Genomic DNA, 25,118 nt, shown 5'->3' on the forward strand with positions numbered 1-25,118 from the left:
AAGGGCGCACGGGCTGTAGAAAAAAGCCGGCGGGTTGCCGAGGCAACCCGCCGGACCAGTCGTTTAGCGACGGATGCCCAGGGCACCGATCAGCTTGGTGTAGCGCGCCTCGTCCTTCTTCTTCAGATAGTCGAGGAGCGACCGCCGGCTGGAAACCAGCGCAAGGAGGCCACGTCGGGAGTGATTGTCCTTCTTGTGGTCCTTGAAGTGTTCGGTCAGGTTGTTGATCCGTTCCGTCAGGATGGCAACCTGAACTTCCGGAGAACCGGTGTCGCCTTCTACGGTTGCGAATTCCTTGATGATCTGAGCTTTGCGCTCTGCAGTAACCGACATCGTTTGATCCTTTCGTTCGAGGATTTGAGGGTCGCCGGCAGCCGGGATGTCGTCCAGCTACGGCCGTTCGCACGAAGAGGCGGCGCCTTTCGCTGGCGTGCCTATAACCGAATCCGTTCCAAAAGGAAAGGGTCATGAAACCGCTGCGCGGCACCGCCTCCCGCGCACCGTCAATTCCGGTTGCGCACGGATGCTCCGGCATCCATTTGCGGTGGTTTGCTCAGGACGATCCGCCCCTCAACCGCCTGGCTCCTGCGAGGAAAGTTCCTCGCCGCGCGGGATGCGTATCCGCCATTCGATGCCATCCGCATGCATCGTCCTTTCGAGCTCCGCACGAAGCGCAAGGCCGAGCATGCGCTCGAGCACGACCGTGCCGAAGCCTCGGCGGGCCTTCTTTCCGGAAGGCGCGACGATATCGGCACCCCTCTCGCGCCAGCGAATGTCGATCGCACCCTCCGCCACCGACCACTCGACCTGGATCATGCCGGTCTGGTTGGCGAGCGCTCCATGCTTTATGGCATTGGTAGCCAGTTCATGCAGCGCCATGCCAAGGGTCTGCGCCATCTGGGCGTCCAGCCGCAGAGCAGGTCCGCTGAGCACGACGCGGTCGGACTCGGCCGGCATGAACGGCTGAAGCTGGTTGCGCACGAGCTCGCGGAAGTCGACTCCGGAGGCGGCGTTGGCCACCATGAGGTCGGTCGAGCGCGCGAGGCCCGCAAGGCGCTTGCGAAACGCCTCGACGAAATCCGACGGCTCCTCCGCCGAATTTGCCGACTGCGCCAGCATCGACTGGATGACGGTGAGCTGGTTCTTCGCGCGATGCGCGACCTCCCGCATCAGCAGGCGAATCTCGCCTTCGGCCTTGGCCCTGGCCGTCGCTGCGCTTGCGAGCGCGGTCGATACCGCCTCGACCTCGGTGATCATGTAGCGGCGCGCTTCGACGGGCTCGCCCGCTCCCAATCGCCGTGCATCCATGGCCAGCAACCGGACGCCCTGTGTGAGCAGCCGCGCGATGGTTAGTGAACCGGCGACCGCGATGCTTGCGAAAATGATCCCGCCGAAGGAGAGCCAGAGGAAGGACCATAGCATCGGCTGATCGACGATGGCGCTCGGCGCCCAAGCGACGATACGCCACCCGGTCACCACCGAAAACTCGGACGCGACGCGATAGTCCACACCCCTCGCGGTGGTATTGCTGACGCCGATGCTGAGCAACGGCAATTCGTCGAGAAAGAACGGGTCGCCGGATTTCACCGACGAGTCCGAGGAGACGATCACCTTGCCTTTTCCGTCGACGAGCGCGGCATTCCACCCGGGCGAAAGCGTGTCGCGGTTGACGGCTTTCGTCATGCGCTGGGCATCCTGCCTAAGGCCCAGCAGATACTTCTTTCCGTCGGGCGTCGTGACCGGCAGATACACGGTGAAGACCCAGCCCTTTCCGATTTCGGCCGGGAAAGCCCCGGAAACCAGCGGTGCGGTACTCTGCAGGGCGAGATCGACCTCCGGATCCTTCGCCTGCCCGAGCGGCGTCCCGAAGGGAACGCGGGTGCTCAGGAGAAGATCATGGTCGGCGTCGACGATGATCAGGTGGGAATCGGTGTTGGCCAATGCGACCGATGCACGGTCGTATAAGCCTCGCATGTCGGCGAGGTCCACGGCGCCGGATTTCGCCAGCACCCGGAGCGTCGTCAGCATGCCGTCGACCTCGCGCTCGACGATGCGCGTGACCGAGCCGGTGGAGGCGCGCAGCAGAGACGTGACTTCCTCCCTCTGCGCGTCGAGATTGCGCTGCAGGATCACGAAGGAAAAGATGAAAGGCGGTATGATGGCGATCAGCAGCAGCGAGATCAGGTAGAAGCTGAAGGGCCTGCGAAGATAATCGCGGACGAAGCCGGCGGCGGCCTGCAGGCTGCCGGATGAAGCATCTTCCCGGCTCTTCTCTGACGCTTCCACCATATGTACGCCTCTTGCCGATTCCCTGCCGCATTACCGGAGCGGGTGCCGTGTGCTTCCGGGCCGCCCGTCCATGATTCGAGCGCGGCCGGCAGGCCCACAATGACAATATGGGCTTCGGCGCACAACGAGTATACGCCGCGCGTGCCGCGCCGCTCGACTTTAAACGCGCAAGATCGATTTTCGACCAGCAGAATTATTGGGAGGCGAAAACGCGCTTCGGCCGGAACTCGCCCTCGGCGATCTCACCGATCGCCACGAGCTTGCCCTGAACGGTGGCATAGGCCTCGGGCGCGGGCAGCGGTGCGTCACGCCCGCGCAGGATGATCGGATTGCCCATTTTGAGCCGGTGCGCCTGGTCGTCGCTGACCGCGATATGCGGCAGGTCGGACAGGGCCTCCCCCGTGTCGATCAGATAGGCGTCGAGCGCAGCGAGACGCTCCGCCTCGTCCTCGATCTTTTCCAGTGCCACGAGGTCGGCGAGCGGCACCATGTCCTCCTCGCCGAAAGGAGCGACGAAGGTGCGGCGCAGCGACGCGATATGACCGAAGCAGCCGAGATCGCGGCCCATGTCTCGGGCAAGCGAACGGACATAGGTGCCCTTGCCGCACTCGATCTCGAAGTGAGCGAGATTCGGAGCCGAACCGATGAGCGACAGGCGGAAGACCTCCACCTCCCGCGCCGGTATCTCGACGGTTTCGCCGTCGCGGGCGAGATCATAGGCGCGCTCGCCGCCGATCTTGATCGCGGAGAACTGCGGCGGCACCTGCGCGATTACGCCGGTATATTTCGGCAGCAGGGCGCGGATCGCCTCTTCCTCCGGACGCGCGGCGGAAGAGCGGACGGCTTCGCCTTCGAGGTCGTCGGTGGAGCGCTCCTCGCCCCAGGCCACCGTGAATTCGTAGATCTTGCGGCCGTCCATGACGTAGGGAACGGTTTTCGTCGCGTCGCCGAGCGCGATCGGCAGCATGCCGGAGGCGAGCGGATCGAGCGTGCCGGCATGGCCCGCCTTCTGCGCCTTGAACAGCCACTTGATCTTGGATACGGCCTCGGTCGAACCGAAATCGAGGGGTTTGTCGAGGATCAGCCATCCCGAAATCGGGCGGCCCTTTGGTTTGCGGGGTCTGGACATCGGTTCTGTCGCTTACTCTTCGTCGTCGGCGTCGCGATCGAGGTCGCGACTGACCTCCGGCGAGCGCAGCAGCGAGTCGATCTTCTGATAGTTGTCGAAGCTGGTATCGTCCCGGAACCGGACGTCCGGCATGTATTTCATCTGCCGCAATTGCGGGCCGAGCCGCCCGCGAATGAATTTCGCATGCCTGTTCAGCGCTTCGATAACCGCCGCGTGATCGGCGACCCCGAGCGGGGTCACATAGGCCGTGGCGATCTTCAGATCGGGCGACATGCGCACCTCGGAAATGGAAATCACCGTATTTTCGATCAGCGGATCGAGTACTTCACCGCGTTGCAGCACCTGCGTGATCGCTGCGCGCACCTGTTCGCCGACGCGCAGCATGCGCTGGGACGGAGCGGAGGATGTGGATTTGGCCATCGTTTCACCCTGGACCGCGCCGATCGGGCGTATCAAACCCTCATCGAAACGCGATCGGTTCCAACATGCGAGAGGCGGGCGGCGTCGCGCGCCTTCTCACTCAAAAAAAAGCGAGCGCCGGAGCCGATCCGGCGCTCGCCAATACCCTGCCGGATCGGATCAGAGCGTCCGCGTGACGTGTTCGACGCGGAAGCACTCGATCGTGTCGCCGGCACGGATGTCCTCGTAGTTCTCGAAGGCCATACCGCATTCCTGGCCGGACTGAACCTCGGAGACTTCGTCCTTGAAGCGCTTGAGCGTCTTGAGCTTGCCTTCGTGGATGACGACGTTGTCGCGTACCAGACGGACGCCGACGCCACGTTCGACCTTGCCCTCGGTGACGCGGCAACCCGCGACCTTGCCGACCTTGGTGATGTTGAACACCTCCAGGATCTCGGCATTGCCGAGGAAGGTCTCGCGCCGCTCCGGCGACAAGAGACCGGACATCGCCGCCTTCACGTCATCCACCAGGTCGTAGATGATGTTGTAGTAGCGGATCTCGATGCCGGCACGCTCGGACGCATCCCGCGCCTGCTTGTTGGCACGGACGTTGAAGCCGATGATGGCTGCGTTCGAAGCTTCCGCAAGCGAGACGTCCGACTCGGTGATGCCGCCGGCACCCGAGTGAACGATGCGGGCGCGCACTTCGTCTGTGCCCAGCTTGTCCAGAGCGCCGGAGATCGCTTCGATCGAGCCCTGCACGTCGCCCTTGATGACCAGCGGGAACTCCTTGACGCCGGAGGTCTGGAGCTGGGTCATCATCTGCTCGAGCGAACCGCGCGAACCGGACTGGCGTGCAACCGCCTTCTCGCGGGCGAGCCGCTGGCGATATTCCGAAATCTCGCGCGCCCGGCTCTCGCTCTCGACGACGGCGAAGCGATCGCCCGCCGCCGGCGTTCCGGAGAGGCCGAGAACCTCGACCGGCGTCGACGGCCCGGCGGCCTTCACATGTTCGCCCTTGTCGTTGACGAGTGCGCGCACACGGCCCCACTGATCGCCCGCGACGATGATCTGGCCCGGAGTGAGCGTACCCTTCTGCACGAGGACGGTCGCAACCGCACCGCGGCCGCGGTCGAGCTCGGCTTCCACCACCGTGCCTTCGGCCGTCCGGTTCGGATTAGCCTTGAGGTCGAGGATTTCGGACTGCAGCAGGATCGCCTCGAGAAGCTTGTCGAGGTTGGTCTGGTTCTTGGCCGAAACCTCGACGTCGAGAACCTCACCGCCCATGGATTCGACGAAGACTTCGTGCTGCAGCAGCTCGGTGCGGACCTTCTGCGGATTCGCGGACGGCTTGTCGATCTTGTTGATCGCCACGATGATCGGAACGCCGGCCGCCTTGGCATGGTTGATCGACTCGATCGTCTGCGGCATCACGCTGTCGTCGGCCGCGACGACGAGGACGGCGATGTCCGTCGCCTGGGCGCCGCGGGCGCGCATGGCCGTGAAGGCCGCGTGGCCGGGCGTGTCGATGAAGGTGATCTTCTGGCCGTTCTGCTCGACCTGGTAGGCACCGATGTGCTGCGTGATGCCGCCTGCCTCGCCGGCAACCACGTTGGCGTGGCGGATGGCGTCGAGCAGCGACGTCTTGCCGTGGTCGACGTGACCCATGATCGTCACGATCGGCGGCCGCGACTGCATGTCGTCGTCCACGTCGGAGATATTGAAGATGCCTTCCTCGACGTCCGATTCGGAAACGCGCTTGACCGTGTGGCCGAATTCGCCGGCGATGAGCTCCGCGAGATCGGCGTCGATCAGGTCGCCGGGCTTCATCATCTGGCCTTCCTTCATCAGGAACTTGATGACGTCGACCGCGCGCTCGGACATGCGCTGCGACAATTCCTGAATCGTGATGGTTTCCGGCAGGACGACTTCGCGGGAGATCTTCTCGCGCGTTTCCTGCATCTGGCTGCGCTTGAACTTCTCCTGGCGGCGGCGCATCGCCGAAAGCGAACGGCCGCGCTGGCTGCCATCCTCGTCCACGGCAGCCGTCGTAAGCGTCAGCTTGCCCTGGCGGCGGCCCTCGTCACCCTTTGCACGGGGAGCGGGCTTGGCCGGTTCCGGACGCACGACCTTGCCGCGGGGAGCACCGGCACCGCTGCGGCGGCGTTCGTCTTCCTCGCTCTCGGTCCCGCGGCGGCCGCGAAGTGCTGCACCGTCCGGCCCCGCCGGCGTTGCAGCCGGAGCCGGGCGTCCCGGCTGCGGGCGCGTCTCGACACGGCGTTCGCCGACGGCGGGACTTGCAGCCTCGACCTTCTCCTCGATCTTTTCAGCCTCTACCGGGGGGCGTGCAGCCTCTTCGGCGGCACGGCGCGCAGCCTCTTCCTTCTCGCGGGCGAGGCGCTCTTCCTCCTCGCGCCGGCGGCGCACTTCGTCCTCGGCGCGACGCTTGGCTTCCTCGGCGTCGCGAATCTGGGCTTCCGCCAGGGCGCGGCGGCGGGCTTCCATCTCACCGGCAGAGAGGTCGTTCAGGACGACACCGCCGCGAGGGTGGTTCTGTTCCTGGCGCGGCTGGTGCGGCTGCGGCTGAGGAGCCGGACGACCCGAGGGCTGCGGCGGCATCGGACGCTGCTCAGCCGGGCGGGCGGCAGGCGTGGCGGCAACCGGCGTGATCGGGCGCTCGTCCTTGTGCTTCAGCGGGCCGCGCGTTCTCTTGGTCTCGACCACGACCGCCTTGGTGCGACCGCGACCCATATCCTGACGCACCGTACCCTGCGTCACCCCGGAGGGCTTCAGGGTCAGCGTCTTCTTGCCCGCTACGCTGAGTGTCTTGTCGTCTTTGTTGTCCGTCATTCCGTTCCGTTCCTAGCGATCAGGGCCGGATACGAAACCCCTGACCCTGTCTTCCAAATTGTCTCAAACAATGCTCGCTATGCCGGTCTCTGCCGGTGACGCGCTTCATTGCTGTGGCTTGCCAGCGCCGCCTTCGGCCCGGACCGGGACGGATCCTCGGTACTTTTCGAGCATGATTGCGCGCTTCACTACACCTTCACCTGCCTGCCCTGCAAGCGCTGCGGCATGGATAAAGGCATTACTTCCCAAAAGTCCCTCCATTTCCGCCCCCGTGAAGGGGCGGAAAGCGGGTATTTCCGTTTCGTCCTCGCTGACGAAGCTCATCGCCTTGCGGGCCTGATCGATCTTGCGGACGCCATCCGCGGCCGCATCGATCGCATGAAAGACGGCCAGCGCGGCAAGGCCGCGCACCGCCTGCTCCGTCTTCGTCGCGCCGGAGATGAACTGGCCCGCCTTGCGCGCCATGTGCATCATGCCCGCGAGCTGCTCGGCGAGAAGTCTCTCGACCTCGTCCGCGAGCCCGGCATTCGCCTTCACTTCGGCGCGAAGAGCGCGGGCGAAGAGCTTCTTCGCCACCGCTTTTTCCACGAGCTGCCGCTCGGACTTGACCCAACATCCGCGCCCCGGGAGCTGCCGCTTCAGATCCGCAACGACGACGCCGTCGGGTCCGGCGACAAAGCGGATCAACTCTTCAGGAGAGCCGCTCTCACGCGTGACGATACAGGTCCGGTTGTTGCCGTTCCGGTCCTTCGGACCCTTGTCCGCAGGCAGGCTGTCGGCATCGATCTCGACGATCATCGCGATCAGGCGTCCTGATCCGCGCCCTCGGCGACCTCGATCGTCTCATCCTGCTCCTGCTCCTCCTCCTGCTGCTTGACCAGATCCTCTTCGGTGATCCAGCCGGCGGCCAGACGAGCCTGCACGATCATGGTTTCGGCCTCTTCCCGGGTGACTTCGAACTTCGAGAAGATGCCCTCGAAGCGCTTGGTCTCTCCATCCTTGCGCTCGGTCCAGCCGACGAGGTCGTCGGCGGCGCAGCCGGCAAAGTCCTCGATCGTCTTGATGCCTTCCTCGCCGAGAGCGACCAGCATCTGGCTGGTGAGGCCATCGATCGTCCGCAGCTCGTCGGAAACGCCGAGCTCCTTGCGCTTGGCATCCATTTCCGCCTCGATCTTTTCGAGATATTCGCGGGCGCGGGTCTGGAGCTCGTTTGCCGTATCCTCGTCGAAGCCCTCGATGGAGGAGATTTCGTCGAGTTCGACATAGGCGAGCTCTTCGACCTGGGCGAAGCCCTCGGAGGCGAGCACCTGACCGACCATCTCGTCGACGTCCAGCGCATCCATGAAGAGCTGCGTGCGCTCGTTGAATTCCTTCTGGCGACGCTCGCTTTCCTCCTGCTCGGTGAGGATATCGATGTCCCAGCCGGTCAGCTGCGAGGCAAGGCGCACGTTCTGGCCGCGGCGGCCGATCGCGAGCGAAAGCTGCTCGTCCGGAACCACGACCTCGATGCGTTCCGCGTCCTCGTCGAGAACCACCTTGGCCACTTCCGCCGGCTGCAGCGCATTGACGATGAAGGAAGCCGGATCCGGCGACCAGGGAATGATATCGATCTTCTCGCCCTGGAGCTCGCCGACCACGGCCTGCACGCGCGAGCCGCGCATACCGACGCAGGCGCCGACCGGATCAATCGACGAATCGTTGGAGACGACGGCGATCTTGGCGCGCGAGCCCGGGTCGCGGGCAACCGACTTGATGTGAATGATACCGTCATAGATTTCCGGCACCTCCATGGTGAAGAGCTTCACCATGAACTGCGGATGCGTGCGCGACAGGAAGATCTGCGGTCCGCGCTGCTCGCGGCGGACGTCGTAGACGAAGGCGCGGACGCGGTCGCCATAGCGCATGTTCTCACGCGGGATCATCTCGTCGCGGCGGATGATGCCCTCGCCACGGCCGAGATCGACGATGACGTTGCCGTATTCGACGCGCTTGACGGTGCCGTTGACGATCTCGCCGACACGATCCTTGAACTCTTCGTATTGACGGTCGCGCTCGGCTTCGCGCACCTTCTGCACGATCACCTGCTTGGCGGACTGGGCGGCGATGCGGCCGAAATCCATGGGCGGCAGCGGATCGGCGATGAAATCGCCGAGCTTTGCATCGGGATTGCGGTCGCGGGCGAGCTCGATCGGGATCTGGGTCGAATAGTCCTCGGCCTTCTCGACCACTTCCAGGAGACGCTGGAGACGGATTTCACCGGTCTTCGGATTGATGTCGGCGCGGATGTTCGATTCCGAACCGTAGCGCGAACGAGCCGCCTTCTGGATCGCGTCCGCCATCGCGGCCAGAACGATCTCACGGTCGATGACCTTTTCGCGTGCCACAGCATCTGCGATCTGCAGAAGTTCGAGCCGGTTAGCACTGACTGCCATGTCTTGTCTCCGTCTGTTGCAGGCGCATCGAAAGCGCACCCAGCCTTATTCGTTGTCTGTGTCTTCGTCTTCGAAGTTTTCGTTGGCGGCGCGCGCGGCCTTGGCTTTCTTGTCGGCCGTCAGCGCGTCGCGGATGAGCTCGTCCGTCAGGATCAGTCGCGCCTCCGAAAGCGCCGTGAACGGGATCGCGACTGCCGCCTCTTCACCATAGGCGGGCTGGTCGCGCTCGAGCCGGAAGCCATCCTCGTCCACCGAAACGATCTTGCCGCGAAAGCGCTTGCGCCCGTCGACCATGACCGACGTCTCGCACTTCACCAGATGGCCCTGCCAGCGGATGAAGTCGGACCTGCGCACCATGGGGCGATCGATCCCCGGGGACGACACTTCGAGATGATACGCCTTGTCGATCGGATCTTCCACATCGAGAACCGGCGAGATCGCTTTGGAGACCTCCTCGCAATCCTCGACGGTCATGGTGCCGTCGTTGCGTTCGGTCATGACCTGCAGCGTCAGGCCGTTCTGACCGGACATACGCACGCGCACCAGGCGGAAACCCATATCCACGAGCACCGGCTCGATGATGTCGGCAACACGCCGGTCGAGGCCGGTTTCGGTAATCAGCCGGGGTTCATTCGTATTTTCAGCCGTTGTCGTATCGGACAAACGATCCTCTCCTCGTCGGACCGGCTAATAAAAAAGAGCGGGTCCTCACGGCCCCACTCTTCATCTAACCGATCAAGAATTTGAGGCTCATATACGCTTCATTGCCGTAAATTGCAAGGGTCGCGCAGGCGCCGGGTCGGACCTTTCGGCCCGAACGCAAGTTTCAGCGTCTGGCGCATCGCGTTCCGAGGTTTATAACGAAGCAATCCACATGACGAGCAACCGAAAGAGATCAGAGGTGACGAACCGCATATCGCCGTTGGCGCCCTTCAGGCACGACATCTTCCGCACCATCTGGATCGCGAGCCTTGCCTCCAATTTCGGCGGGCTGATCCAGGCCGTGGGTGCGGCCTGGCTCATGACGTCCATTTCGCAATCGGTGAACATGGTGGCGCTGGTGCAGGCGTCGACCTCGCTGCCAATCATGCTCTTCTCGCTGGTTGCCGGCGCACTTGCCGACAATTTCGACCGGCGGCGGATCATGCTCGTCGCGCAGAGCTTCATGCTCGCCGTCTCGGCGCTGCTCACCGTCTGCGCCTATTACGGTATCGTTACGCCGTGGCTACTGCTCATCTTCACCTTTCTTCTCGGCTGCGGCACCGCTCTCAACAACCCGTCCTGGCAAGCCTCGGTCGGCGACATGGTTCCGCGCGACGACCTGCCGGCTGCAGTCGCGCTGAACAGCATGGGATTCAATCTTACCCGCAGCGTCGGTCCGGCGATCGGCGGCGCCATCGTCGCGGCCGCGGGTGCGGCGGCTGCCTTTGCCGCCAACACGCTCAGCTATTTCGCGATCCTTTTCGCGCTCGCTCGGTGGAAACCGGTCGCTCCCGAAAACCGGCTGCCGCGCGAGACGCTCGGGCGCGCGGTTTCTGCGGGGCTGCGCTACGTGGCGATGTCGCCGAATATCGGTAAAGTGCTCGTGCGCGGCTTCGCCTTCGGCCTTTCGGCGAGCGCCATACTTGCACTGCTGCCGCTGGTGGCACGCGACCTCGTCGGCGGCGGCCCGCTCACCTACGGCGTCATGCTCGGCGCCTTCGGCGTCGGGGCGATCGGCGGCGCGCTCCTGAGTGCAAGGCTGAGGGAATTCCTCACCAGCGAGGCGATCGTGCGCTACGCCTTCGCCGGCTTCGCCTTCAGCGCCCTGGTCACGGCCATCAGCTCGCAGGCCTGGCTGACCTGCCTCGTGCTCGCCGTTTCCGGTGCCTGCTGGGTGCTGGCGCTGTCGCTCTTCAACACGACGGTGCAGCTCTCCACGCCGCGCTGGGTCGTCGGCCGGGCGCTTTCGCTCTACCAGACCATGACCTTCGGCGGGATCGCCGGCGGCAGCTGGCTCTGGGGCGTCACTGCCGAACAATACGGCGCGGCCAACGCACTCATCGGCTCCTGTCTGCTGATGCTCGCGGGAGCGGCAATCGGACTGCGCTTCGCCCTGCCGGAGTTCAAGTCGCTCAATCTCGACCCGCTCAACCGCTTCAACGAGCCGCTGCTCGAGCTCGACCTGAAGCCGCGCAGCGGTCCCATCGTCGTCATGATCGACTACGAGATCGCCGATGAGGACATCCCCGAGTTCCTGAAAACGATGGCGGAGCGGAGGCGTATCCGCATCCGCGACGGAGCCGGCCACTGGGCGCTGATGCGCGACCTCGAAAACCCGACCACCTGGACCGAGACCTACCACGTGCCGACCTGGGTCGAATATGTCCGCCACAATCAGCGGCGCACCCAGGCCGACGCCGCCGTCGGCGACAAGCTAACCGCGTTCCATCGCGGCCCGAACCCGCCGCGTGTCCATCGCATGATCGAGCGCCAGACGATCGTTCCCGATCACTACGAGCGCTACAAGCGATCCGTCGAGATGCATTGAGGAGGGCGGAGCCGCCCATCCGCCACGTCACTCACCGAAGCTTTGCTTTCAGCGAAACATCGGGAAAGCATGTCGGCTCGAGGCCGCTCTTCGCCTGCCAGTCGCCGAGCGAGCGGCGCGTCTTGTAGCCCGGCAGCCCGTCGGCCTTGCCGACGTCGTAGCCTTTCGCGACCAGCGCCTTCTGCATTGCGAGCACATCGGATCGCAACATGCCGCCGACATCGCCCCATCTGCCGCGGAAGGCACCGCCGCCGGAAGCGATGCGATCGGCCAGATTGCCGATATACAGCGCGTAGAGATCGGAATTATTGTATTCCTTGATCACGTAGAAATTCGGCGTGACGATGAATTGCGGTCCATGGGTCCCCGCCGGCACGAGCATCATGCCTGCCGAGGCACGCTCTGCCGCCGGGAAGGCCTTTCCCGAAATGCGGCCGATCCCCATGCCGGCCCATTCGGCGATCGGGCGGGCAAGGTCAGGGCCTTCCTGGGCGCAGGAGACGCCCGAGGGGATCGCGACCTCGAAACCCCAGTCGCGCCCGCTCTGCCAACCCTTCTGCGCCAGATAATTGGCAATCGAAGCGAGGCTGTCCGGCACGGAATTCCAGATGTCGCGGCGTCCGTCCCCGTCGAAATCGACGGCATATTTCAGAAAGCTCGAAGGCAGGAACTGCGGCTGGCCCATGGCACCTGCCCAGGAACCGCGCATCTGCGCCTCCTTGACGTCACCGCTGTCGAGAATATGCAGCGCCGCGATCAGTTCGCGCCGGAAGAGCTCGGGCCGGGTCGACATGAAAGCCTTGGTCGCCAGCACATCCATGATCGGATGCGGGATCTTCGCCCGGCCGAAGCCGGATTCCTTGCCCCATATGGCAAGGACGATCGGACCGGGAACACCATAGGTCCTCTCGATCCGCTTCAAGGTCGAGGCGTGGGCGGAGGCGAGGCTGCGGCCCGTCGCGGCAAGTCCCTGCAGGCGCTTTTCCGAGAAATAGGATCCGGGAGAGGAAAATTCGGCCTGGCTCTGCTTGCGCTGCTTCGGTTTCGGAAAGCCGGGCGGCGCGAGGTCGGGCAGGTCCCAGTCGAGCCGGACGCCCTCGAAGGCTGCTTCGAAGGCCGCATTCGATACGCCGGCCTTCTGCGCCTCCGGCCAGAGATCGTTTCGCAGCCACTGCCGGAACTGCGCTTCGACGTCGGCCTTGGAAGCGGCGAAGGAGAAGGTAGCGAAAGACAGGCAGGCCAGGAGCAGAATGGAAAGGAATCTCAGCATTTCTTTTCCTTGAAACTGAAGCTGCGGAGGCGAATGCTCAAATCACCGTTCTCGCCCGGAGCGCGGCGGCCAGCGTTCCCTCGTCGAGATAGTCGAGCTCGCCGCCGACGGGCACGCCGTGGGCGAGGCGCGTGATCCTCACCGGCATGCCCTCGAGTCGATCGGTGATGTAATGCGCCGTCGTCTGGCCCTCGACGGTCGCGTTGACGGCGATGATCAGCTCGCGCACGTCGCCCTTGGCGACGCGGTCGATGAGGCCCCTGATGTTCAGATCCTCCGGCCCGATGCCGTCGAGCGGCGACAGCGTGCCGCCGAGCACGTGATAGGCGGCGTTCATGGCGCCGGCGCGCTCCAGCGCCCAAAGATCGGCGACGTCTTCGACCACGATGATCACCGCCTGGTCGCGCTTTTCGTCGGTGCAGACGGTGCAGGGGTCGATAGTGTCGACATTGCCGCAGCAGGAGCAGATCTTGACCTTGCGATGGGCCTCGCCCATGGCCTCGGCAAGGGGGCCGAGCAACTGTTCCTTCTTCTTGACGAGATGCAGCGCCGCGCGGCGGGCGGAACGAGGCCCGAGGCCCGGGACCTTCGCCAGGAGCTGGATCAGCTTTTCGATTTCGGGGCCGGTGACTCGCTTTGCCATGCCCGGCTTTTAGACCAACCGTCTATCGCCGCCAATCGGAATCGTAGCGCTTCAGCGCGTGGCGATGGCCACCGCCGCGCCTGCCATCGTGCCTGCGCTGGCACGGTTCACGATCCTTACCGCCCGGCGGCTCTTGAGGAACTGCCGCGCCTTTGCGGCCATAAGCACCCAGGTGACATCGATCGCGACGAGGACGACGAACATGGTCGCGACCAGTTCGGCCCAGCCCAAGAGGGTGACGGAGCCGAGATCGATGATCGAGGGCAGCAGCGCCACATAGAACATCATGATCTTGGGATTGCCGAGCGTGATCGTCAGCCCGGCGAAGAACATCTTCGATGCAGATCGCGCCTCCGGCAGGCTTTCGCCGGGCGTTTGCGGCTCGGCCGACCACATCTTCCAGGCGAGGAAGAGGAGATAGGCGACGCCCGCCCATTTGATCGCGACGAACATCCAATGGAACGTCTCGGCGATCGCCGCGAGACCGGCAACCGCAAAGGAGAGCCAGATCGCCTCACCGATCCACATGGCCGCGAGGAACGGCAAGACGTCGCGGGCGCCCTTGGACAGCACCCGGGCGACGAGCGCGGCAATGCTCGGCCCCGGCGACCCGGCGGCAATCAGCAGCGCCCCGGCAAAGACGAGCAGCGTTGCGACGGTCATGTCACTCCCTCCTCCGGAAAACGGTCCGCAAGATAACACGCATCTCGGCTGGCGCCAGCCTCTGCGGGGCCGAGGATCAGAACGGCAGCTTCATGCCCGGCGGGATCGGCAGACCGGCGGTCAGTTCGCGGGTTTTTTCCGCCTGCACCGCCTCGGCTTTGTCCTTGGCATCCTTGTGGGCCGCGACGATCAGATCTTCGAGGATCTCGACATCGTCTTCCTTGAAGAGCGAGGGATCGACCTTAAGGCTTTTCATGTGGCCCTTGCCGTCGAGACGGACGGTGACGAGCCCGCCGCCGGAGGTGCCGTCGATTTCGAGCGCGGCGATCTCCGCCTGCATCTTCTCCATCTTGGCCTGCATTTCCTTGACCTTGCCCATCATGCCCATGATGTCGCGCATCGTCGTCTCCTGTTCTCTGGTATTCTTTGGCCCTACGCACTTCCGGACGAAAACCGTTACTCGCTTTTCCTGGAAATACTCTGAAGCGCCGCGCCTGTGCGACGCGGCTACTCGATGTCGTCTCCCGGGACGATGTCGCCGTCCTCGGATTCGGCCGCGGCCGGAGCGAGGCTCTCGACCTCCTCTACCGCCGCGCGGATGCGCACGTCGGTGATCCTGGCCCCTGGAAAGCGCGCAAGAATGGCAGCGACGTCCGGGTCCTGGCGCGCATCGTTGACGCGCTGCTCCTGCGCGCGCTGCTCGGCCTCGACCAGCGTCGGTTCGCCCTGCTCCCGGCTGTAGCTCACGACCCAATGGATACCCGTCCATTCCTTGAGCTTGACGGCGAGTTCGTTCAGCAGCGTCTTCGGTGCGTCGTCGGGCAGATTGACGTCGAGCCGGCCGGGTTCGATATGCACGAGCCTCAGGAAACCGCGCACCATCGTCTTCAGCTTGATGTCGCGGTTTTTGGCGCAGAGATCGGCGATGTCGCCGATGGAACTGACAGCAACCTTCGGCTCGGGTTTCGCAGCGGCACTCGCCACCGTGCGCTCTTCGATGCGGCCGATACCGATCGGCTGGGGCGCGGAGCTCGGCACGGCGCGCAGCATGGTCGCGCCATTGCCGCTTGGACGCGAAACGGCCGTCTCCACGGCGCGGGCCTCGACCGGGGTGCCTGCAGGCGCCTGCGCACCGCCGCCACCGCCGCCGTTCGGGGCCGGGCGTCCGCCGCCTTCGCCACCCGAAAGATCGAGAAGCCGCCGCGCGGCCTCTTCGGGCGAAGGCAGATGGGCGGCATGGGCGAGCCTGATCAGCACCATCTCGGCAGCACCTGCGGGGCGCGCCGAGCTCTCCGCCTCGGGAATGCCCTTGAGCAGCATCTGCCAGATGCGCGACAGCGTCGTCACGGCAACGCTGCCGGCGAATTCGGCCCCGCGCGTGCGCTCGATCTCGCTCAGCGACTGGTCGTTGACCGCGTCGGGCACATATTTCAGCCTTGTCACGAGGTGGGTGAAGTCGGCAAGGTCGGTGAGGACCACGGTCGGATTGGCGCCGGCTTCGTATTGCGCGGCGAACTCGCCAAGCGCAGCGGCGACATCGCCCTTGATGACATGCTCGAACAGGTCGACGATCCGCGCCCGGTCGGCAAGGCCGAGCATCGAACGCACGGTTTCGATCTCGACCGAACCGCCGCCATGGGCGATCGCCTGATCGAGCAGCGACAGGCCGTCGCGCGCCGAGCCTTCCGCTGCCCGCGCCACCATCGCCAGCGCCTCCGGATCGAAGGGCACTCCCTCCTTGCCGAGAATGGTGGAGAAAAGGCCGACCAGATCGGAAGCGCTGATGCGCCGGAGATCGAAGCGCTGGCAGCGCGACAGGACGGTAATCGGAACCTTGCGGATTTCGGTCGTCGCGAAAATGAACTTCACATGCTCCGGCGGCTCCTCGAGCGTCTTCAGCAAGCCATTGAAGGCCTGCGTCGAGAGCATGTGCACTTCGTCGATGATATAGACCTTGTAGCGCGCGGAGACCGGCCGATAGCGTACCTGCTCGATGATCTCGCGGATATCGTCGATCCCGGTATGCGAGGCGGCGTCCATCTCGATCACGTCGACATGGCGGCCGTCCATGATCGCCTGGCAATGTTCGCCGGGGACGCGAAGGTCGATGGTGGGCTTGTCGATCTCGGCGGTCTTGTAGTTCAGCGCCCGTGCCAGGATTCGCGCCGTCGTCGTCTTGCCGACGCCGCGAACGCCGGTCAGCATATAGGCCTGGGCGATCCGGCCGGTTTCGAAGGCGTTGGTGAGCGTGCGCACCATCGGCTCCTGGCCGACCATCAGGTCGGAGAAGTCCTTGGGGCGGTATTTGCGCGCCAGAACACGGTAGGCGGCCGGTTTCTCGACGGGTAAAATCGGGGATGAAGTGGGCGCTTCGTCGCTCATCGACCCTGCCGCTGCTCGAACTCTTGTCCCGACAGGGACAAAGAAAGTGGTGCCCCGACAGGGACGAAGAAGGTGGTGTCCCGACAGGACGGAGAAGGTGGGAGGCTGGCACGATGACCCGTGCCGGGGCTCGTTAGGGCTGCTTCCTTCCGGACCTGACCCGGTTGGCGAGTGGCTCGTCCACCACCAACCTCCCGGCTTTCATATCGGCAATATCCGCAGCAAATGCAAGCCAAGCCTTTAAAAAACTGGTATCGATATGCAAAACAAAGCGAATCCGTTTGATGCCGAGGAGAGTTTCTTGACGACCTTCACGCTTGACGAGCGACTTGAGCGCGACGGCATACCGATCGGCACGCTCGGGCTGTGCCAGATGCGGCTGATGAACGATCGGCGCTGGCCCTGGCTGATCCTCGTACCCCAGCGCGCCGACATAACGGAGGTCTTCGAACTGACGCCGCTCGACCAGGCGATGCTCACCTTCGAGACCAATCTGGTAGCGGCAGGCCTGAAGAAGGCGACCGGCGCCGAAAAGATCAATATCGGCGCGCTCGGCAACATCGTCCGGCAGCTTCACGTGCATATCATCGCCCGTCGTGAAGGCGATCCGAACTGGCCGGGCCCGGTCTGGGGCTTCGGCAAGGCCGAGCCATGGCCGGAGGAGGAGCACAGGGCATTCGCAGCACGCATCATGGAAAATCTCTGAGCATGACGAAAACGATCTTCGATCTTCACAGCCCGCACCCCGAGCCGAGCACGCTCGTCGCCTTCGCGGAGAACCACCTGGACCGCCGGTCCGAGCACCGCCCCGACGACTGCATCGAGGCGGCGCTCAAGCATCCCGGCGCGCATTTCCTGGCTTTTTCCGGGGCGAAGCTGATCGTCAAGCACGACGAGAAGGTCATCGATCCGCTTTTCGCACCCTATGAACTGGCGGGGCTCGAGCCGACCATGGACGATGCGGTCCTGCTCGGCTTTCTGCCGAACGGCGAGCCGCGTCTTGCCGTGCCTTCGGGGCTGACGGAGGAGACGGTGCCGGAGCCCTTCAAGATCGCCGATGCCCGCATGCTCTATCGCCAGCAGATGCTGCCGGAAAACCTGCTGGGGCAGTTTGCGCAGGCGTCGAGCCTGATCGTCTGGAACGCCGGCAACCGGTTCTGCGGCCGCTGCGGCGGCCCGATGGACGGTGCGGCCGGCGGCTATAGGCGCATCTGTACGGCCTGCGGGCACATGGTCTTCCCGCGTACCGATCCGGTCGTTATCATGCTGACGATCGATGTCGAGCGCGATCAATGCCTGCTGGGCCGCAGCCCGCATTTTACGCCGGGCATGTATTCCTGCCTCGCCGGTTTCGTCGAGCCGGGCGAGACGATCGAAAACGCGGTGCGCCGGGAAACGCTCGAGGAGTCCGGCATCCGGATCGGCCGCGTGCGCTATCATGCGTCGCAGCCCTGGCCGCTCCCCCATTCGCTGATGATCGGCTGCTATGCGGAAGCGAAGTCGACCGCCATCAAGCGCGACGAACAGGAACTGGAAGACGTCCGCTGGTTCACGCGGGCGGAAACCGAGGCGATGCTGGAGCGCGCCACGGGCGTCGCCGACACCGGAGACGAGCACATTCCGCCGCCGAAGGGCGCCATTGCGCACCAGCTCATGCGCGACTGGCTGGCCTGGCCCGAGCGCAGCTGAGGTGCCATGTCCCGATCGGAACGCCTGCTCGATCTCATGCAGGTGCTGAGGCGTTATCGCCAGCCGGTCAGCGGCCGGCGGCTCGCCGAGGAGACCGGCGTCAGTCTCAGAACCCTCTACCGGGACATAGCCAGCCTGCAGGCGCGGGGCGCGCATATAGAAGGCGAGCCCGGCGTCGGCTACGTGCTCAGGCCCGGCTTCATGCTTCCCCCCATGATGCTTTCCGAGGAGGAGATCGAGGCGCTGGTGCTAGGGTCTCGCTGGGTCGCCAAACGCGGCGACCCAAGGCTCGCGACCGCAGCCGCCGATGCGCTGGCAAAGATCGGCTCGGTGCTTCCGGCGGACCTGAAAGAGAAACTCGAGCATTCGACCCTTCTGGTGGGCCCGCGAAAGCCGGGTGCCGAAACGATCGACCTCAGCCTCTTGCGCAAAGCGATCCGCAGCGAACACAAGGTCGAACTGCACTATCTCGACAATGACGGCCGCGACAGCCGCCGGACGGTCTGGCCCTTCGCGCTTGGTTTCTTCGAAGAGGTCCGGGTGCTCGCGGCGTGGTGCGAGCTGAGGCAGGATTTCCGCCATTTCCGGACGGACCGGATTGCAGAAGCGGCGATGCTCGACAATCGCTATCCGCGCCGCCGCCAAGCCCTGCTCAAGGACTGGCGCGCCGTGAACGGCATCGATCCCGCCTGAATCCGATGCGCGGATGTTTCTTTGCCGCCTCGCAGACTGCTGACAAAAACTGGCAGCATGCCGAGCTAGACTTCAGGTCTCGAAACAAGGAGACCATCATGGCAACACCCAATCTCATCGTCCTCTACGTCATGGACCCACCGGCCAGCGTCGAATTCTACAGGAAGCTTCTGGCCAAAGAGCCGACCGCCACCTTTCCGACCTTCTCGTCCTTCGAGGTGCAGGACGGTTTCGTTCTCGGCTTGTGGGCAAGGGAGAAAGTGCAGCCTCAGCCTATCGGTGACGGCGCCCGAGCCGAAGTCGCCTTCATGGTAAAAGGGGAAGAGGCTGTGCGTGCGCGTTACGAGGAATGGCGCGCAATGGGCCTGCCGATCGCCCAGGAACTGACACGGATGGATTTCGGACCGACTTTCGTCGCACTCGATCCGGACGGGCATCGCCTGCGTGTCTGCCTTTACGACGAATAGCCATGCCGCGTGAGAAACGTTGAACGCCCGTAAGCAAACGTGCGTATAAAACGCTCACACCCCGCACGGAGGCGGGGTGTGGAAGACTTCGGATGTCGCGCGGTCAAATGCGGCGCGGGGTCATCCCGGTATTAACGGCCGAAAACGGCTGCCTGAATCTGGGAACGGGAAATACCGATATCGCTCAGGGCGTGATCGTCGAGGGCGTTCAGCTCGCGGACCGCACGGCGCATCTTTACGTATTCCGTAATCTTCTGACGGATTTTCATCTTTTTAGCTCCTTCTTTGTACGAGAGCTAAATAGGCATTTGCCTAAGATTTAAGTAGTTCCACGATTGCAAATTAGGCATGCACTGGACGCGTAGCCGGTTAACGCGTTTTGCCGTTTTCTCGTGCGTCCGGGGTGATGCGGGTCGGCCGAAGCCGCACCGCATGGTCAGAGCACGCCGCGCATCGGATGCGCCGGATAGGTGCCGAGGATGCGCACATTTTCCGAGAAGAAGCGCAGCTCGTCCATCGCGTGGCGCACGCCTGTATCGTCGGGATGCCCCTCGATGTCCGCATAGAACTGGGTCGCCACGAACTTGCCGCCGAGCTGATAGCTCTCTAGCTTGGTCATGTTGATGCCGTTCGTCGCGAAGCCGCCCATCGCCTTGTAGAGCGCCGCCGGGATATTGCGCACGTTGAAGACGAAGGTCGTGATGATCAGTTCGTCCTTCGAGGTGCGGGCAACCCTGCTCTCCTCTCTGGACAGCACCACGAAGCGCGTGACGTTGCTGTCGGTGTCCTCGACGTTCTCGGCGATGATGTCGAGGCCGTAGAGGTCGGCGGCAAGGCGCGGAGCAAGCGCCGCCATCGAGCGGTCGCCCACTTCCTTGACGAGCTTGGCGGCGCCGGCCGTATCGCCCGCGACCACCGGCTTCCACCCGTTGGCACGCACGATCTTCCGACACTGGCCGAGCGCGTGGATATGGCTGTGCACGGTGCGGATCTCGTCGCGCCCGACGCCGGGCAGCACCATCAGCTGGAAGCGAATCGGCATGAAATATTCGCCGACGATATGCAGGCGCGATTCGGGCAGGAGGTGATGGATGTCGGCGACGCGTCCGGCAATCGTGTTTTCGATCGGGATCATGGCGAGATCGGCCTCGCCGTTTTCCACCGCGAGGAAGGCATCCTCGAAGGTCTGGCACGGCAGAGGCTCCATCGACGGGAACATGTCGCGGCAGGCCATGTCGGAATTGGCGCCGTAGTCGCCCTGGAATGAAATCCGGTTGGTCTTGGCGGTCACTTTGGTCCCCTTGATGTCGGAATGTCAGACGCGGGCGGAAAGGATGCGGCGGGCCTTGTCGAGATCGGCCGGCGTGTCGACCCCGAGCGGCACGGAATCCACGATCTCGACATCGATGCGCATGCCCGCTTCGAGCGCCCGCAACTGCTCGAGCGATTCGCGTTTCTCGAGCGTCGACGGCTTCAGCGAAACGAAGCTTTCCAGCGCCTTGCGACGATAGGCGTAAAGCCCGATGTGGTGATAGAGGGGGCCTTCGCCGTAGGGTGCGGTGGCGCGGGTGAAATAGAGCGCGCGAAAGCGGCTTTCGGAAAGCGGCGAGCCGACGACCTTGACGACGTTGGGATTGGTCTTTTCGTGTTCGTCGGTGATCGCCACGGTCAGCGTGGCGATGTCGGTCGAGGCATTTTCCAGCGGCTTCAGCGCCGCACGAATAGGACCCGGCTCGATGGTCGGAAGATCGCCCTGAACGTTGATGACGATTTCCGCTTCGCCATGCGGATCAGCCTTCAGGAGCGCCTCGTGGATCCGGTCGGAGCCCGACTGGTGATCGACGCGCGTCATGATCGCTTCGAAGCCGGCGCCGGTCACGGCCGCGAAGACATCGGGATGATCGACTGCCACCACGATCCGCCCGACCTCGGCCTCCGCCGCCCGCCTTGCCACCTGCACGATCATCGGCAGGCCGCAAATGTCGGCAAGCGGCTTGCCGGGAAGGCGCGTCGACGCCATGCGCGCGGGAATGAGTACGAGGGTTTTGCCCGATTGTTCACGATTCATCGTTCGGCCTTCGAAAACCCGGAGAAAGTGTCAAAACGTCTCACTCCGGGGTTGATAATCTCTGTTGCAACGCAGAGCCAAAAGACATAGGTTCCGCGCGATTTCAAGATGGGCCGGTTTTTTGTTTGCCGGTGGCTAAGGGAGCGTTTGCAGATGAATCCATATGTGAACATGGGTGTGGGTGCCTTGTTGGGTACGGTCTTCGTTCTGATGTCCGTATCCATTGCGTCGGAAGGCATTTTCCATTCCGAAGCTCCCGAGAAGGAAGGTTTCGCCATCGTCGCCGAGGAAACGGCAGGCGAAGCGGGGGCTGCCGGCGGCGAGGAAGCGAAGTCCGAACCGATCGGGCCGCTGCTCGCCAGCGCCGATGCCTCCGCCGGCGAGGCCGTGTTCAAGAAATGCGCAAGCTGTCACACCATCGAGAAGGGCGGACCGAATAAGGTCGGCCCGAACCTCTGGGGCGTCGTCAACCGCCCGATCGCCTCGCATGAGGGCTTCAGCTATTCCGCGGGCATGCAGACCTTTTCCGAAGGCGGCAAAGTCGTGTGGGACTACGATCATCTGAGCTACTTCCTCGAAGCGCCGAAGAAGCACGTGCCGGGCACGGCCATGGGCTTCGCCGGCCTCAAGAAGACCGACGAGCGCGCCAACCTCATCGCCTGGCTGCGTGAGCAGGCCGACAGCCCGGCCCCGCTGCCGGACGCCGGCGCGGCAGGCTCCACCGAGGCGGCACCCGCTGCAGGTCAGGAGGCTCCCGCCGCTGCTGAAGCTCCGGCTCCTGCCGAGGGCGGTGCGGCTCCCGCAGCCACTGAAGCCAGCCCGGCCCCTGCTCCTGCCGAAGGCGGAGCAGCTCCGGCAGGTCAGACCGGCGCTCCGGCGCCGGCTCCGGCAAACTGACTGCGGTCAGCACACGGCCAGTCTTCCTGAAAAACCCGGTCGGTCGATCGGGTTTTTTCACATCCCGCAGATGTGATGAGCCTGGCCGCATCATGATATAGAATGGCCTTCACCATTCGACATATGCAACGCGAGCGACACCAACCGCTCGGAACGAAGGAGCAGACGACAGATGACCGGTAGCGGTGAGCAGACTTTCCTGTTCGAGCAGAACCCGACCAGAATGGCGACCGGCGAGCGCGATGCGCTGCTTGCCAATCCGGGCTTCGGGCGCGTGTTCACCGATCACATGGCGACGATCCGCTATTCCGAGGGCCGCGGCTGGCACGATGCGAAGATCGGCCCGCGAAAGGCGTTCGATCTCGATCCGTCGACACTCGTGCTGCATTATGCCCAGGAGATCTTCGAGGGCATGAAGGCGTATCGCCTGCCCGACGGAGGCGCCACGCTGTTTCGCCCCGACGCCAATGCGCGCCGTTTTCGCAATTCCGCGCTTCGGCTCGCAATGGCGCCGCTGCCGGAGGAGCTGTTCGTCCAATCCGTGCGCGAACTGGTTCGTATCGACCGCGACTGGATTCCCGCCGGTGAAGGAGCCGCGCTCTATCTCCGGCCGTTCATGATCGCGACGGAAGTGCTCCTCGGCGTGAAGCCTTCGGCTGAATATCTCTACTGCGTCATTGCTTCCTCGGTCGGTTCCTACTTCAAGGGCGGCGCCCCGGCCGTCACCATATGGGTTTCGGAGAATTACACCCGGGCAGCGCCCGGCGGCACCGGCGAGGCCAAATGCGGCGGCAACTATGCCGCGAGTCTTGCGGCGCAGGCGGAGGCGATGCAGGAGGGCTGCGAGCAAGTGGTGTTCCTCGACGCGGTCGAGCGCCGCTTCGTCGAAGAGCTCGGCGGCATGAACGTCTTCTTCGTCTTCCGCGACGGCTCGCTGCAGACGCCGCCGCTGACGGGCACGATCCTGCCGGGCATCACGCGCGATTCGCTGATCACGCTCGCCCGCGATATGGGGCTTACGGTGCGCGAAGAGCCCTATGCCATCGATCAATGGCAGGCGGATGCGGAAAGCGGCCGCCTCACCGAGGCCTTCGCCTGCGGGACGGCCGCGGTCGTAACGCCGATCGGCAAGGTCAAGGGCCGCGAACACAGCTTCACCATCGGCGACGGCGGAGCCGGTCCGGTTGCCGGCCGCCTGAAGACAGCCTTGCTGGACATCCAGAACGGGCGCGCGCCGGACCCGCATGGCTGGCTCGACCGGCTGTTTTGAGCGCAGCCTTCGGTCAGGACTCCCGCCCTGTCACATCAGCAGATAGGCCCACACCGACACGCTGACCACGCCGAGCGCAGTGGTCAGGGTGATGGTGGAGGAGGCGAGCGCATGCCCGACATTGAAGTGGTTGGCGATCAGCCAGGCGTTGACGCCGGTCGGGACCGACGAGGTCAGCACCAGCGCCGCGGTCCAGCTGTCGTTCAGCCCTAACAGATGGCAGGCGGCGAAGACGGCGCCGGGCAGCACCAGGAGTTTGAGGGTGCTCGTCACGGCCGCGAGCCCGGTATTGCCGGCAAGACCGTACTTGTCGAGGGCCATGCCGATCGAGACGAGCGCCGCAGGCGCTGCCACGCCCGCAAGCTGGTCGACGACAATCTTCACCGGTCCGCCGAGCGGTTGTCCGAGGAGATGGAACAGAGCGCCGAAGGCAAGGCCGATCACGAGGGGATTGCGGACGAGGTTGCGGGCAACTCCGCCCATGAGCTTCCAGATGCCCTGCCCCGGTGCGCCGGTCGTCTGACGTTCTGCGCGCTCCATCATCACCGTTCCGGCAATCATCATGACCGGCAGATGGACGGAGAGCAGGATCGACAGCGCAACGATACCGTCTTGGCCGACAAGGCGGGAAACGAGCGGCAGGCCGATGAAGACCGTATTGGCGAAGGCGGACGAAACGCCGGCAAGCACCCCCATGCGCGCGTCCCGGCCGAAGCCGAGCGTCGCCGCCAGATGGCCGATGGTCCAGGTCACCGCGACGCCGGAGAAATAGGCAACCCAGAGCGGCCAGGGCGACCCTTCCTTGAAATCCGCCTCTGCGATGGTACGGAAGAGCAGCACCGGCACTGCGACGCGGAAGACGAAATCGCCGAGCGCTTCGCCGACGGCCGGCTTCAGGTAGCCGAGCCGGACGATGAGCCAGCCTGTCAGGATCAGGACGAAAATCGGTAGAACGTTCAGGAAGACGTCGGACATGGAAGAGCCTTGATGGGTTTCCAAGCCATAGCCCTGTTCGGGCTATGGAGGCAAGGGAGACGCATGCTGCGGGCCTTCTTGATTAGAGGCCAACATGCAGCAATTACAGAAGAATCAGCGCGAACGCGGCCATGCGCGACCGGAACATTCCGGCGCTGCCAAGCGTTGCGATCGAGGACGGGAATGACCAGAAATGCCGAGCGAATACCCGAACTACTCTCACAAGGACGACGATCCTCATCTGACCGATGACGATCTGGCGGATAAAGTTCTGCACTTCCTTCGCTACGCAACTACGATCGATACGAGCGACATGGAGGTGATCGCTTTAGGCAATATCGTCGTGCTCTCCGGTACGGTTGGAAGCGAAGCGGACATTGCCTCTGCCGGCGAAGCAGCCGCCTCGGTCATCGGTGTTTCGAGCGTGGAGAACGGACTAAGGGCGCGCGAAGATTCAAAGTGAAGGGAGCCG

General features: G+C 64.1%; 25 protein-coding genes and 1 other RNA gene. 8 read left to right on the forward strand and 18 right to left on the reverse strand.

The genetic code is table 11. The features are described from left to right. Window positions 1-63 precede the first annotated feature (63 nt). From rpsO to rimP, 8 genes are all read right to left on the reverse strand, one after another. On the reverse strand, window positions 64-333 hold the full coding sequence (rpsO, locus tag ACFHWW_RS02015) for a 30S ribosomal protein S15 (protein WP_003534369.1): 270 nt from the start codon (window positions 331-333) through the stop codon (window positions 64-66). A 237-nt stretch (window positions 334-570) separates the two neighbouring features. Further along, window positions 571-2,289, reverse strand: coding sequence for a sensor histidine kinase (locus tag ACFHWW_RS02020; RefSeq protein WP_275596973.1), 1,719 nt, complete (start codon window positions 2,287-2,289; stop codon window positions 571-573). A gap of 193 nt (window positions 2,290-2,482) precedes the next feature. Then, window positions 2,483-3,418 carry a tRNA pseudouridine(55) synthase TruB gene (truB, locus tag ACFHWW_RS02025; RefSeq protein WP_100669859.1) on the reverse strand — a complete coding sequence of 312 codons (936 nt, stop codon included), beginning with the start codon at window positions 3,416-3,418 and terminating at the stop codon, window positions 2,483-2,485. A 12-nt stretch (window positions 3,419-3,430) separates the two neighbouring features. Beyond that, window positions 3,431-3,838 carry a 30S ribosome-binding factor RbfA gene (rbfA, locus tag ACFHWW_RS02030; protein WP_100670045.1) on the reverse strand — a complete coding sequence of 136 codons (408 nt, stop codon included), beginning with the start codon at window positions 3,836-3,838 and terminating at the stop codon, window positions 3,431-3,433. Window positions 3,839-3,997: 159 nt separating this feature from the next. After that, window positions 3,998-6,667: a translation initiation factor IF-2 gene (gene infB / locus ACFHWW_RS02035; protein WP_379937139.1), complete on the reverse strand. Its 2,670-nt coding sequence runs from the start codon at window positions 6,665-6,667 to the stop codon at window positions 3,998-4,000. Window positions 6,668-6,772: 105 nt separating this feature from the next. Next, a complete protein-coding gene (locus tag ACFHWW_RS02040) occupies window positions 6,773-7,465 on the reverse strand; it encodes an RNA-binding protein (protein ID WP_018093860.1) in 693 nt (230 codons plus the stop codon). A 5-nt stretch (window positions 7,466-7,470) separates the two neighbouring features. Next, window positions 7,471-9,099, reverse strand: a complete 1,629-nt coding sequence (nusA, locus tag ACFHWW_RS02045) for a transcription termination factor NusA (protein ID WP_275596976.1) — start codon at window positions 9,097-9,099, stop codon at window positions 7,471-7,473. Between the two features lie 45 nt (window positions 9,100-9,144). Further along, a complete protein-coding gene (gene rimP, locus ACFHWW_RS02050; protein WP_003534362.1) occupies window positions 9,145-9,762 on the reverse strand; it encodes a ribosome maturation factor RimP in 618 nt (205 codons plus the stop codon). A gap of 211 nt (window positions 9,763-9,973) precedes the next feature. On the opposite strand from rimP, the gene ACFHWW_RS02055 reads away from it, so the two are divergent. Continuing rightward, a complete protein-coding gene (locus ACFHWW_RS02055; RefSeq protein ID WP_379937140.1) occupies window positions 9,974-11,629 on the forward strand; it encodes an MFS transporter in 1,656 nt (551 codons plus the stop codon). 31 nt (window positions 11,630-11,660) lie between these two features. On the opposite strand, the gene ACFHWW_RS02060 is transcribed toward ACFHWW_RS02055, so the two are convergent. The 6 genes from ACFHWW_RS02060 to ffs form a co-directional block, all read right to left on the reverse strand. After that, entirely contained in the window at window positions 11,661-12,899 is a 1,239-nt protein-coding gene (locus ACFHWW_RS02060) for a lytic murein transglycosylase (protein WP_379937141.1), read from the reverse strand. Window positions 12,900-12,936: 37 nt separating this feature from the next. Further along, a complete protein-coding gene (gene recR / locus ACFHWW_RS02065; RefSeq protein ID WP_379937142.1) occupies window positions 12,937-13,542 on the reverse strand; it encodes a recombination mediator RecR in 606 nt (201 codons plus the stop codon). Between the two features lie 51 nt (window positions 13,543-13,593). Continuing rightward, entirely contained in the window at window positions 13,594-14,205 is a 612-nt protein-coding gene (locus ACFHWW_RS02070; RefSeq protein ID WP_100669865.1) for a LysE family translocator, read from the reverse strand. Between the two features lie 76 nt (window positions 14,206-14,281). Continuing rightward, the gene (locus tag ACFHWW_RS02075) at window positions 14,282-14,605 is read right to left on the reverse strand and encodes a YbaB/EbfC family nucleoid-associated protein (protein WP_003533413.1); all 324 of its coding nucleotides are present in this window, start codon (window positions 14,603-14,605) and stop codon (window positions 14,282-14,284) included. Window positions 14,606-14,712: 107 nt separating this feature from the next. Next, window positions 14,713-16,587, reverse strand: coding sequence for a DNA polymerase III subunit gamma/tau (locus ACFHWW_RS02080; RefSeq protein ID WP_379937143.1), 1,875 nt, complete (start codon window positions 16,585-16,587; stop codon window positions 14,713-14,715). 97 nt (window positions 16,588-16,684) lie between these two features. Next, an RNA gene (gene ffs / locus ACFHWW_RS02085) (signal recognition particle sRNA small type) lies at window positions 16,685-16,782 on the reverse strand. 64 nt (window positions 16,783-16,846) lie between these two features. Between ffs and ACFHWW_RS02090 the strand changes: the two genes are divergently transcribed. The 4 genes from ACFHWW_RS02090 (at window position 16,847) to ACFHWW_RS02105 (ending at window position 19,436) form a co-directional block, all read left to right on the forward strand. Beyond that, complete coding sequence (locus ACFHWW_RS02090) at window positions 16,847-17,293, forward strand: HIT domain-containing protein (RefSeq protein WP_275596981.1); 447 nt, start codon at window positions 16,847-16,849, stop codon at window positions 17,291-17,293. Window positions 17,294-17,295: 2 nt separating this feature from the next. Beyond that, on the forward strand, window positions 17,296-18,276 hold the full coding sequence (nudC, locus tag ACFHWW_RS02095) for an NAD(+) diphosphatase (protein ID WP_018093851.1): 981 nt from the start codon (window positions 17,296-17,298) through the stop codon (window positions 18,274-18,276). A gap of 6 nt (window positions 18,277-18,282) precedes the next feature. Continuing rightward, window positions 18,283-18,969 (forward strand): helix-turn-helix transcriptional regulator, encoded by a 687-nt coding sequence (locus ACFHWW_RS02100; protein WP_379937144.1) that lies wholly within the window; start codon window positions 18,283-18,285, stop codon window positions 18,967-18,969. A 98-nt stretch (window positions 18,970-19,067) separates the two neighbouring features. Next, on the forward strand, window positions 19,068-19,436 hold the full coding sequence (locus ACFHWW_RS02105) for a VOC family protein (protein ID WP_100669868.1): 369 nt from the start codon (window positions 19,068-19,070) through the stop codon (window positions 19,434-19,436). Between the two features lie 131 nt (window positions 19,437-19,567). Here ACFHWW_RS02105 and ACFHWW_RS02110 read toward each other — a convergent pair whose 3' ends face one another. The 3 genes from ACFHWW_RS02110 to ACFHWW_RS02120 form a co-directional block, all read right to left on the reverse strand. Beyond that, on the reverse strand, window positions 19,568-19,705 hold the full coding sequence (locus tag ACFHWW_RS02110; protein ID WP_018093850.1) for a DUF1127 domain-containing protein: 138 nt from the start codon (window positions 19,703-19,705) through the stop codon (window positions 19,568-19,570). Window positions 19,706-19,872: 167 nt separating this feature from the next. Continuing rightward, window positions 19,873-20,727 (reverse strand): prephenate dehydratase, encoded by an 855-nt coding sequence (locus tag ACFHWW_RS02115; RefSeq protein ID WP_275596983.1) that lies wholly within the window; start codon window positions 20,725-20,727, stop codon window positions 19,873-19,875. A 24-nt stretch (window positions 20,728-20,751) separates the two neighbouring features. Continuing rightward, the gene (locus ACFHWW_RS02120; RefSeq protein WP_018093848.1) at window positions 20,752-21,504 is read right to left on the reverse strand and encodes a 3-deoxy-manno-octulosonate cytidylyltransferase; all 753 of its coding nucleotides are present in this window, start codon (window positions 21,502-21,504) and stop codon (window positions 20,752-20,754) included. 153 nt (window positions 21,505-21,657) lie between these two features. Between ACFHWW_RS02120 and ACFHWW_RS02125 the strand changes: the two genes are divergently transcribed. Together ACFHWW_RS02125 and ACFHWW_RS02130 are read left to right on the forward strand one after the other, a co-directional pair. After that, entirely contained in the window at window positions 21,658-22,401 is a 744-nt protein-coding gene (locus ACFHWW_RS02125; RefSeq protein WP_275596984.1) for a cytochrome c family protein, read from the forward strand. A 172-nt stretch (window positions 22,402-22,573) separates the two neighbouring features. Then, a complete protein-coding gene (locus ACFHWW_RS02130) occupies window positions 22,574-23,671 on the forward strand; it encodes a branched-chain amino acid aminotransferase (protein WP_379937145.1) in 1,098 nt (365 codons plus the stop codon). Window positions 23,672-23,701: 30 nt separating this feature from the next. Here the strand turns inward: ACFHWW_RS02130 and ACFHWW_RS02135 are convergent, their stop codons facing one another. Further along, complete coding sequence (locus ACFHWW_RS02135; RefSeq protein WP_379937146.1) at window positions 23,702-24,646, reverse strand: AEC family transporter; 945 nt, start codon at window positions 24,644-24,646, stop codon at window positions 23,702-23,704. 193 nt (window positions 24,647-24,839) lie between these two features. Between ACFHWW_RS02135 and ACFHWW_RS02140 the strand changes: the two genes are divergently transcribed. Continuing rightward, window positions 24,840-25,109 carry a BON domain-containing protein gene (locus ACFHWW_RS02140; protein ID WP_100669872.1) on the forward strand — a complete coding sequence of 90 codons (270 nt, stop codon included), beginning with the start codon at window positions 24,840-24,842 and terminating at the stop codon, window positions 25,107-25,109. The last annotated feature ends 9 nt before the right edge of the window (window positions 25,110-25,118 follow it).

Source organism: Sinorhizobium sp. P24N7 (assembly GCF_042436655.1).
GTDB lineage: Bacteria > Pseudomonadota > Alphaproteobacteria > Rhizobiales > Rhizobiaceae > Sinorhizobium > Sinorhizobium meliloti_A.

What these genes read in the sequence shown, in the direction of transcription:
- ACFHWW_RS02090 (WP_275596981.1), top strand. Translation starts at nt 16,847, where the DNA reads ATGCAAAACAAAGCGAATCCGTTTGATGCCGAGGAGAGTTTCTTGACG.
- ACFHWW_RS02020 (WP_275596973.1), bottom strand. Translation starts at nt 2,289, where the DNA reads ATGGTGGAAGCGTCAGAGAAGAGCCGGGAAGATGCTTCATCCGGCAGC.
- ACFHWW_RS02100 (WP_379937144.1), top strand. Translation starts at nt 18,283, where the DNA reads ATGTCCCGATCGGAACGCCTGCTCGATCTCATGCAGGTGCTGAGGCGT.
- rpsO (WP_003534369.1), bottom strand. Translation starts at nt 333, where the DNA reads ATGTCGGTTACTGCAGAGCGCAAAGCTCAGATCATCAAGGAATTCGCA.
- ACFHWW_RS02070 (WP_100669865.1), bottom strand. Translation starts at nt 14,205, where the DNA reads ATGACCGTCGCAACGCTGCTCGTCTTTGCCGGGGCGCTGCTGATTGCC.
- ACFHWW_RS02105 (WP_100669868.1), top strand. Translation starts at nt 19,068, where the DNA reads ATGGCAACACCCAATCTCATCGTCCTCTACGTCATGGACCCACCGGCC.
- nusA (WP_275596976.1), bottom strand. Translation starts at nt 9,099, where the DNA reads ATGGCAGTCAGTGCTAACCGGCTCGAACTTCTGCAGATCGCAGATGCT.
- rbfA (WP_100670045.1), bottom strand. Translation starts at nt 3,838, where the DNA reads ATGGCCAAATCCACATCCTCCGCTCCGTCCCAGCGCATGCTGCGCGTC.
- truB (WP_100669859.1), bottom strand. Translation starts at nt 3,418, where the DNA reads ATGTCCAGACCCCGCAAACCAAAGGGCCGCCCGATTTCGGGATGGCTG.
- ACFHWW_RS02110 (WP_018093850.1), bottom strand. Translation starts at nt 19,705, where the DNA reads ATGAAAATCCGTCAGAAGATTACGGAATACGTAAAGATGCGCCGTGCG.
- ACFHWW_RS02140 (WP_100669872.1), top strand. Translation starts at nt 24,840, where the DNA reads ATGCCGAGCGAATACCCGAACTACTCTCACAAGGACGACGATCCTCAT.
- ACFHWW_RS02075 (WP_003533413.1), bottom strand. Translation starts at nt 14,605, where the DNA reads ATGCGCGACATCATGGGCATGATGGGCAAGGTCAAGGAAATGCAGGCC.
- ACFHWW_RS02120 (WP_018093848.1), bottom strand. Translation starts at nt 21,504, where the DNA reads ATGAATCGTGAACAATCGGGCAAAACCCTCGTACTCATTCCCGCGCGC.
- ACFHWW_RS02080 (WP_379937143.1), bottom strand. Translation starts at nt 16,587, where the DNA reads ATGAGCGACGAAGCGCCCACTTCATCCCCGATTTTACCCGTCGAGAAA.
- ACFHWW_RS02040 (WP_018093860.1), bottom strand. Translation starts at nt 7,465, where the DNA reads ATGATCGTCGAGATCGATGCCGACAGCCTGCCTGCGGACAAGGGTCCG.
- ACFHWW_RS02130 (WP_379937145.1), top strand. Translation starts at nt 22,574, where the DNA reads ATGACCGGTAGCGGTGAGCAGACTTTCCTGTTCGAGCAGAACCCGACC.
- nudC (WP_018093851.1), top strand. Translation starts at nt 17,296, where the DNA reads ATGACGAAAACGATCTTCGATCTTCACAGCCCGCACCCCGAGCCGAGC.
- ACFHWW_RS02125 (WP_275596984.1), top strand. Translation starts at nt 21,658, where the DNA reads ATGAATCCATATGTGAACATGGGTGTGGGTGCCTTGTTGGGTACGGTC.
- ACFHWW_RS02060 (WP_379937141.1), bottom strand. Translation starts at nt 12,899, where the DNA reads ATGCTGAGATTCCTTTCCATTCTGCTCCTGGCCTGCCTGTCTTTCGCT.
- ACFHWW_RS02055 (WP_379937140.1), top strand. Translation starts at nt 9,974, where the DNA reads ATGACGAGCAACCGAAAGAGATCAGAGGTGACGAACCGCATATCGCCG.
- recR (WP_379937142.1), bottom strand. Translation starts at nt 13,542, where the DNA reads ATGGCAAAGCGAGTCACCGGCCCCGAAATCGAAAAGCTGATCCAGCTC.
- infB (WP_379937139.1), bottom strand. Translation starts at nt 6,667, where the DNA reads ATGACGGACAACAAAGACGACAAGACACTCAGCGTAGCGGGCAAGAAG.
- ACFHWW_RS02135 (WP_379937146.1), bottom strand. Translation starts at nt 24,646, where the DNA reads ATGTCCGACGTCTTCCTGAACGTTCTACCGATTTTCGTCCTGATCCTG.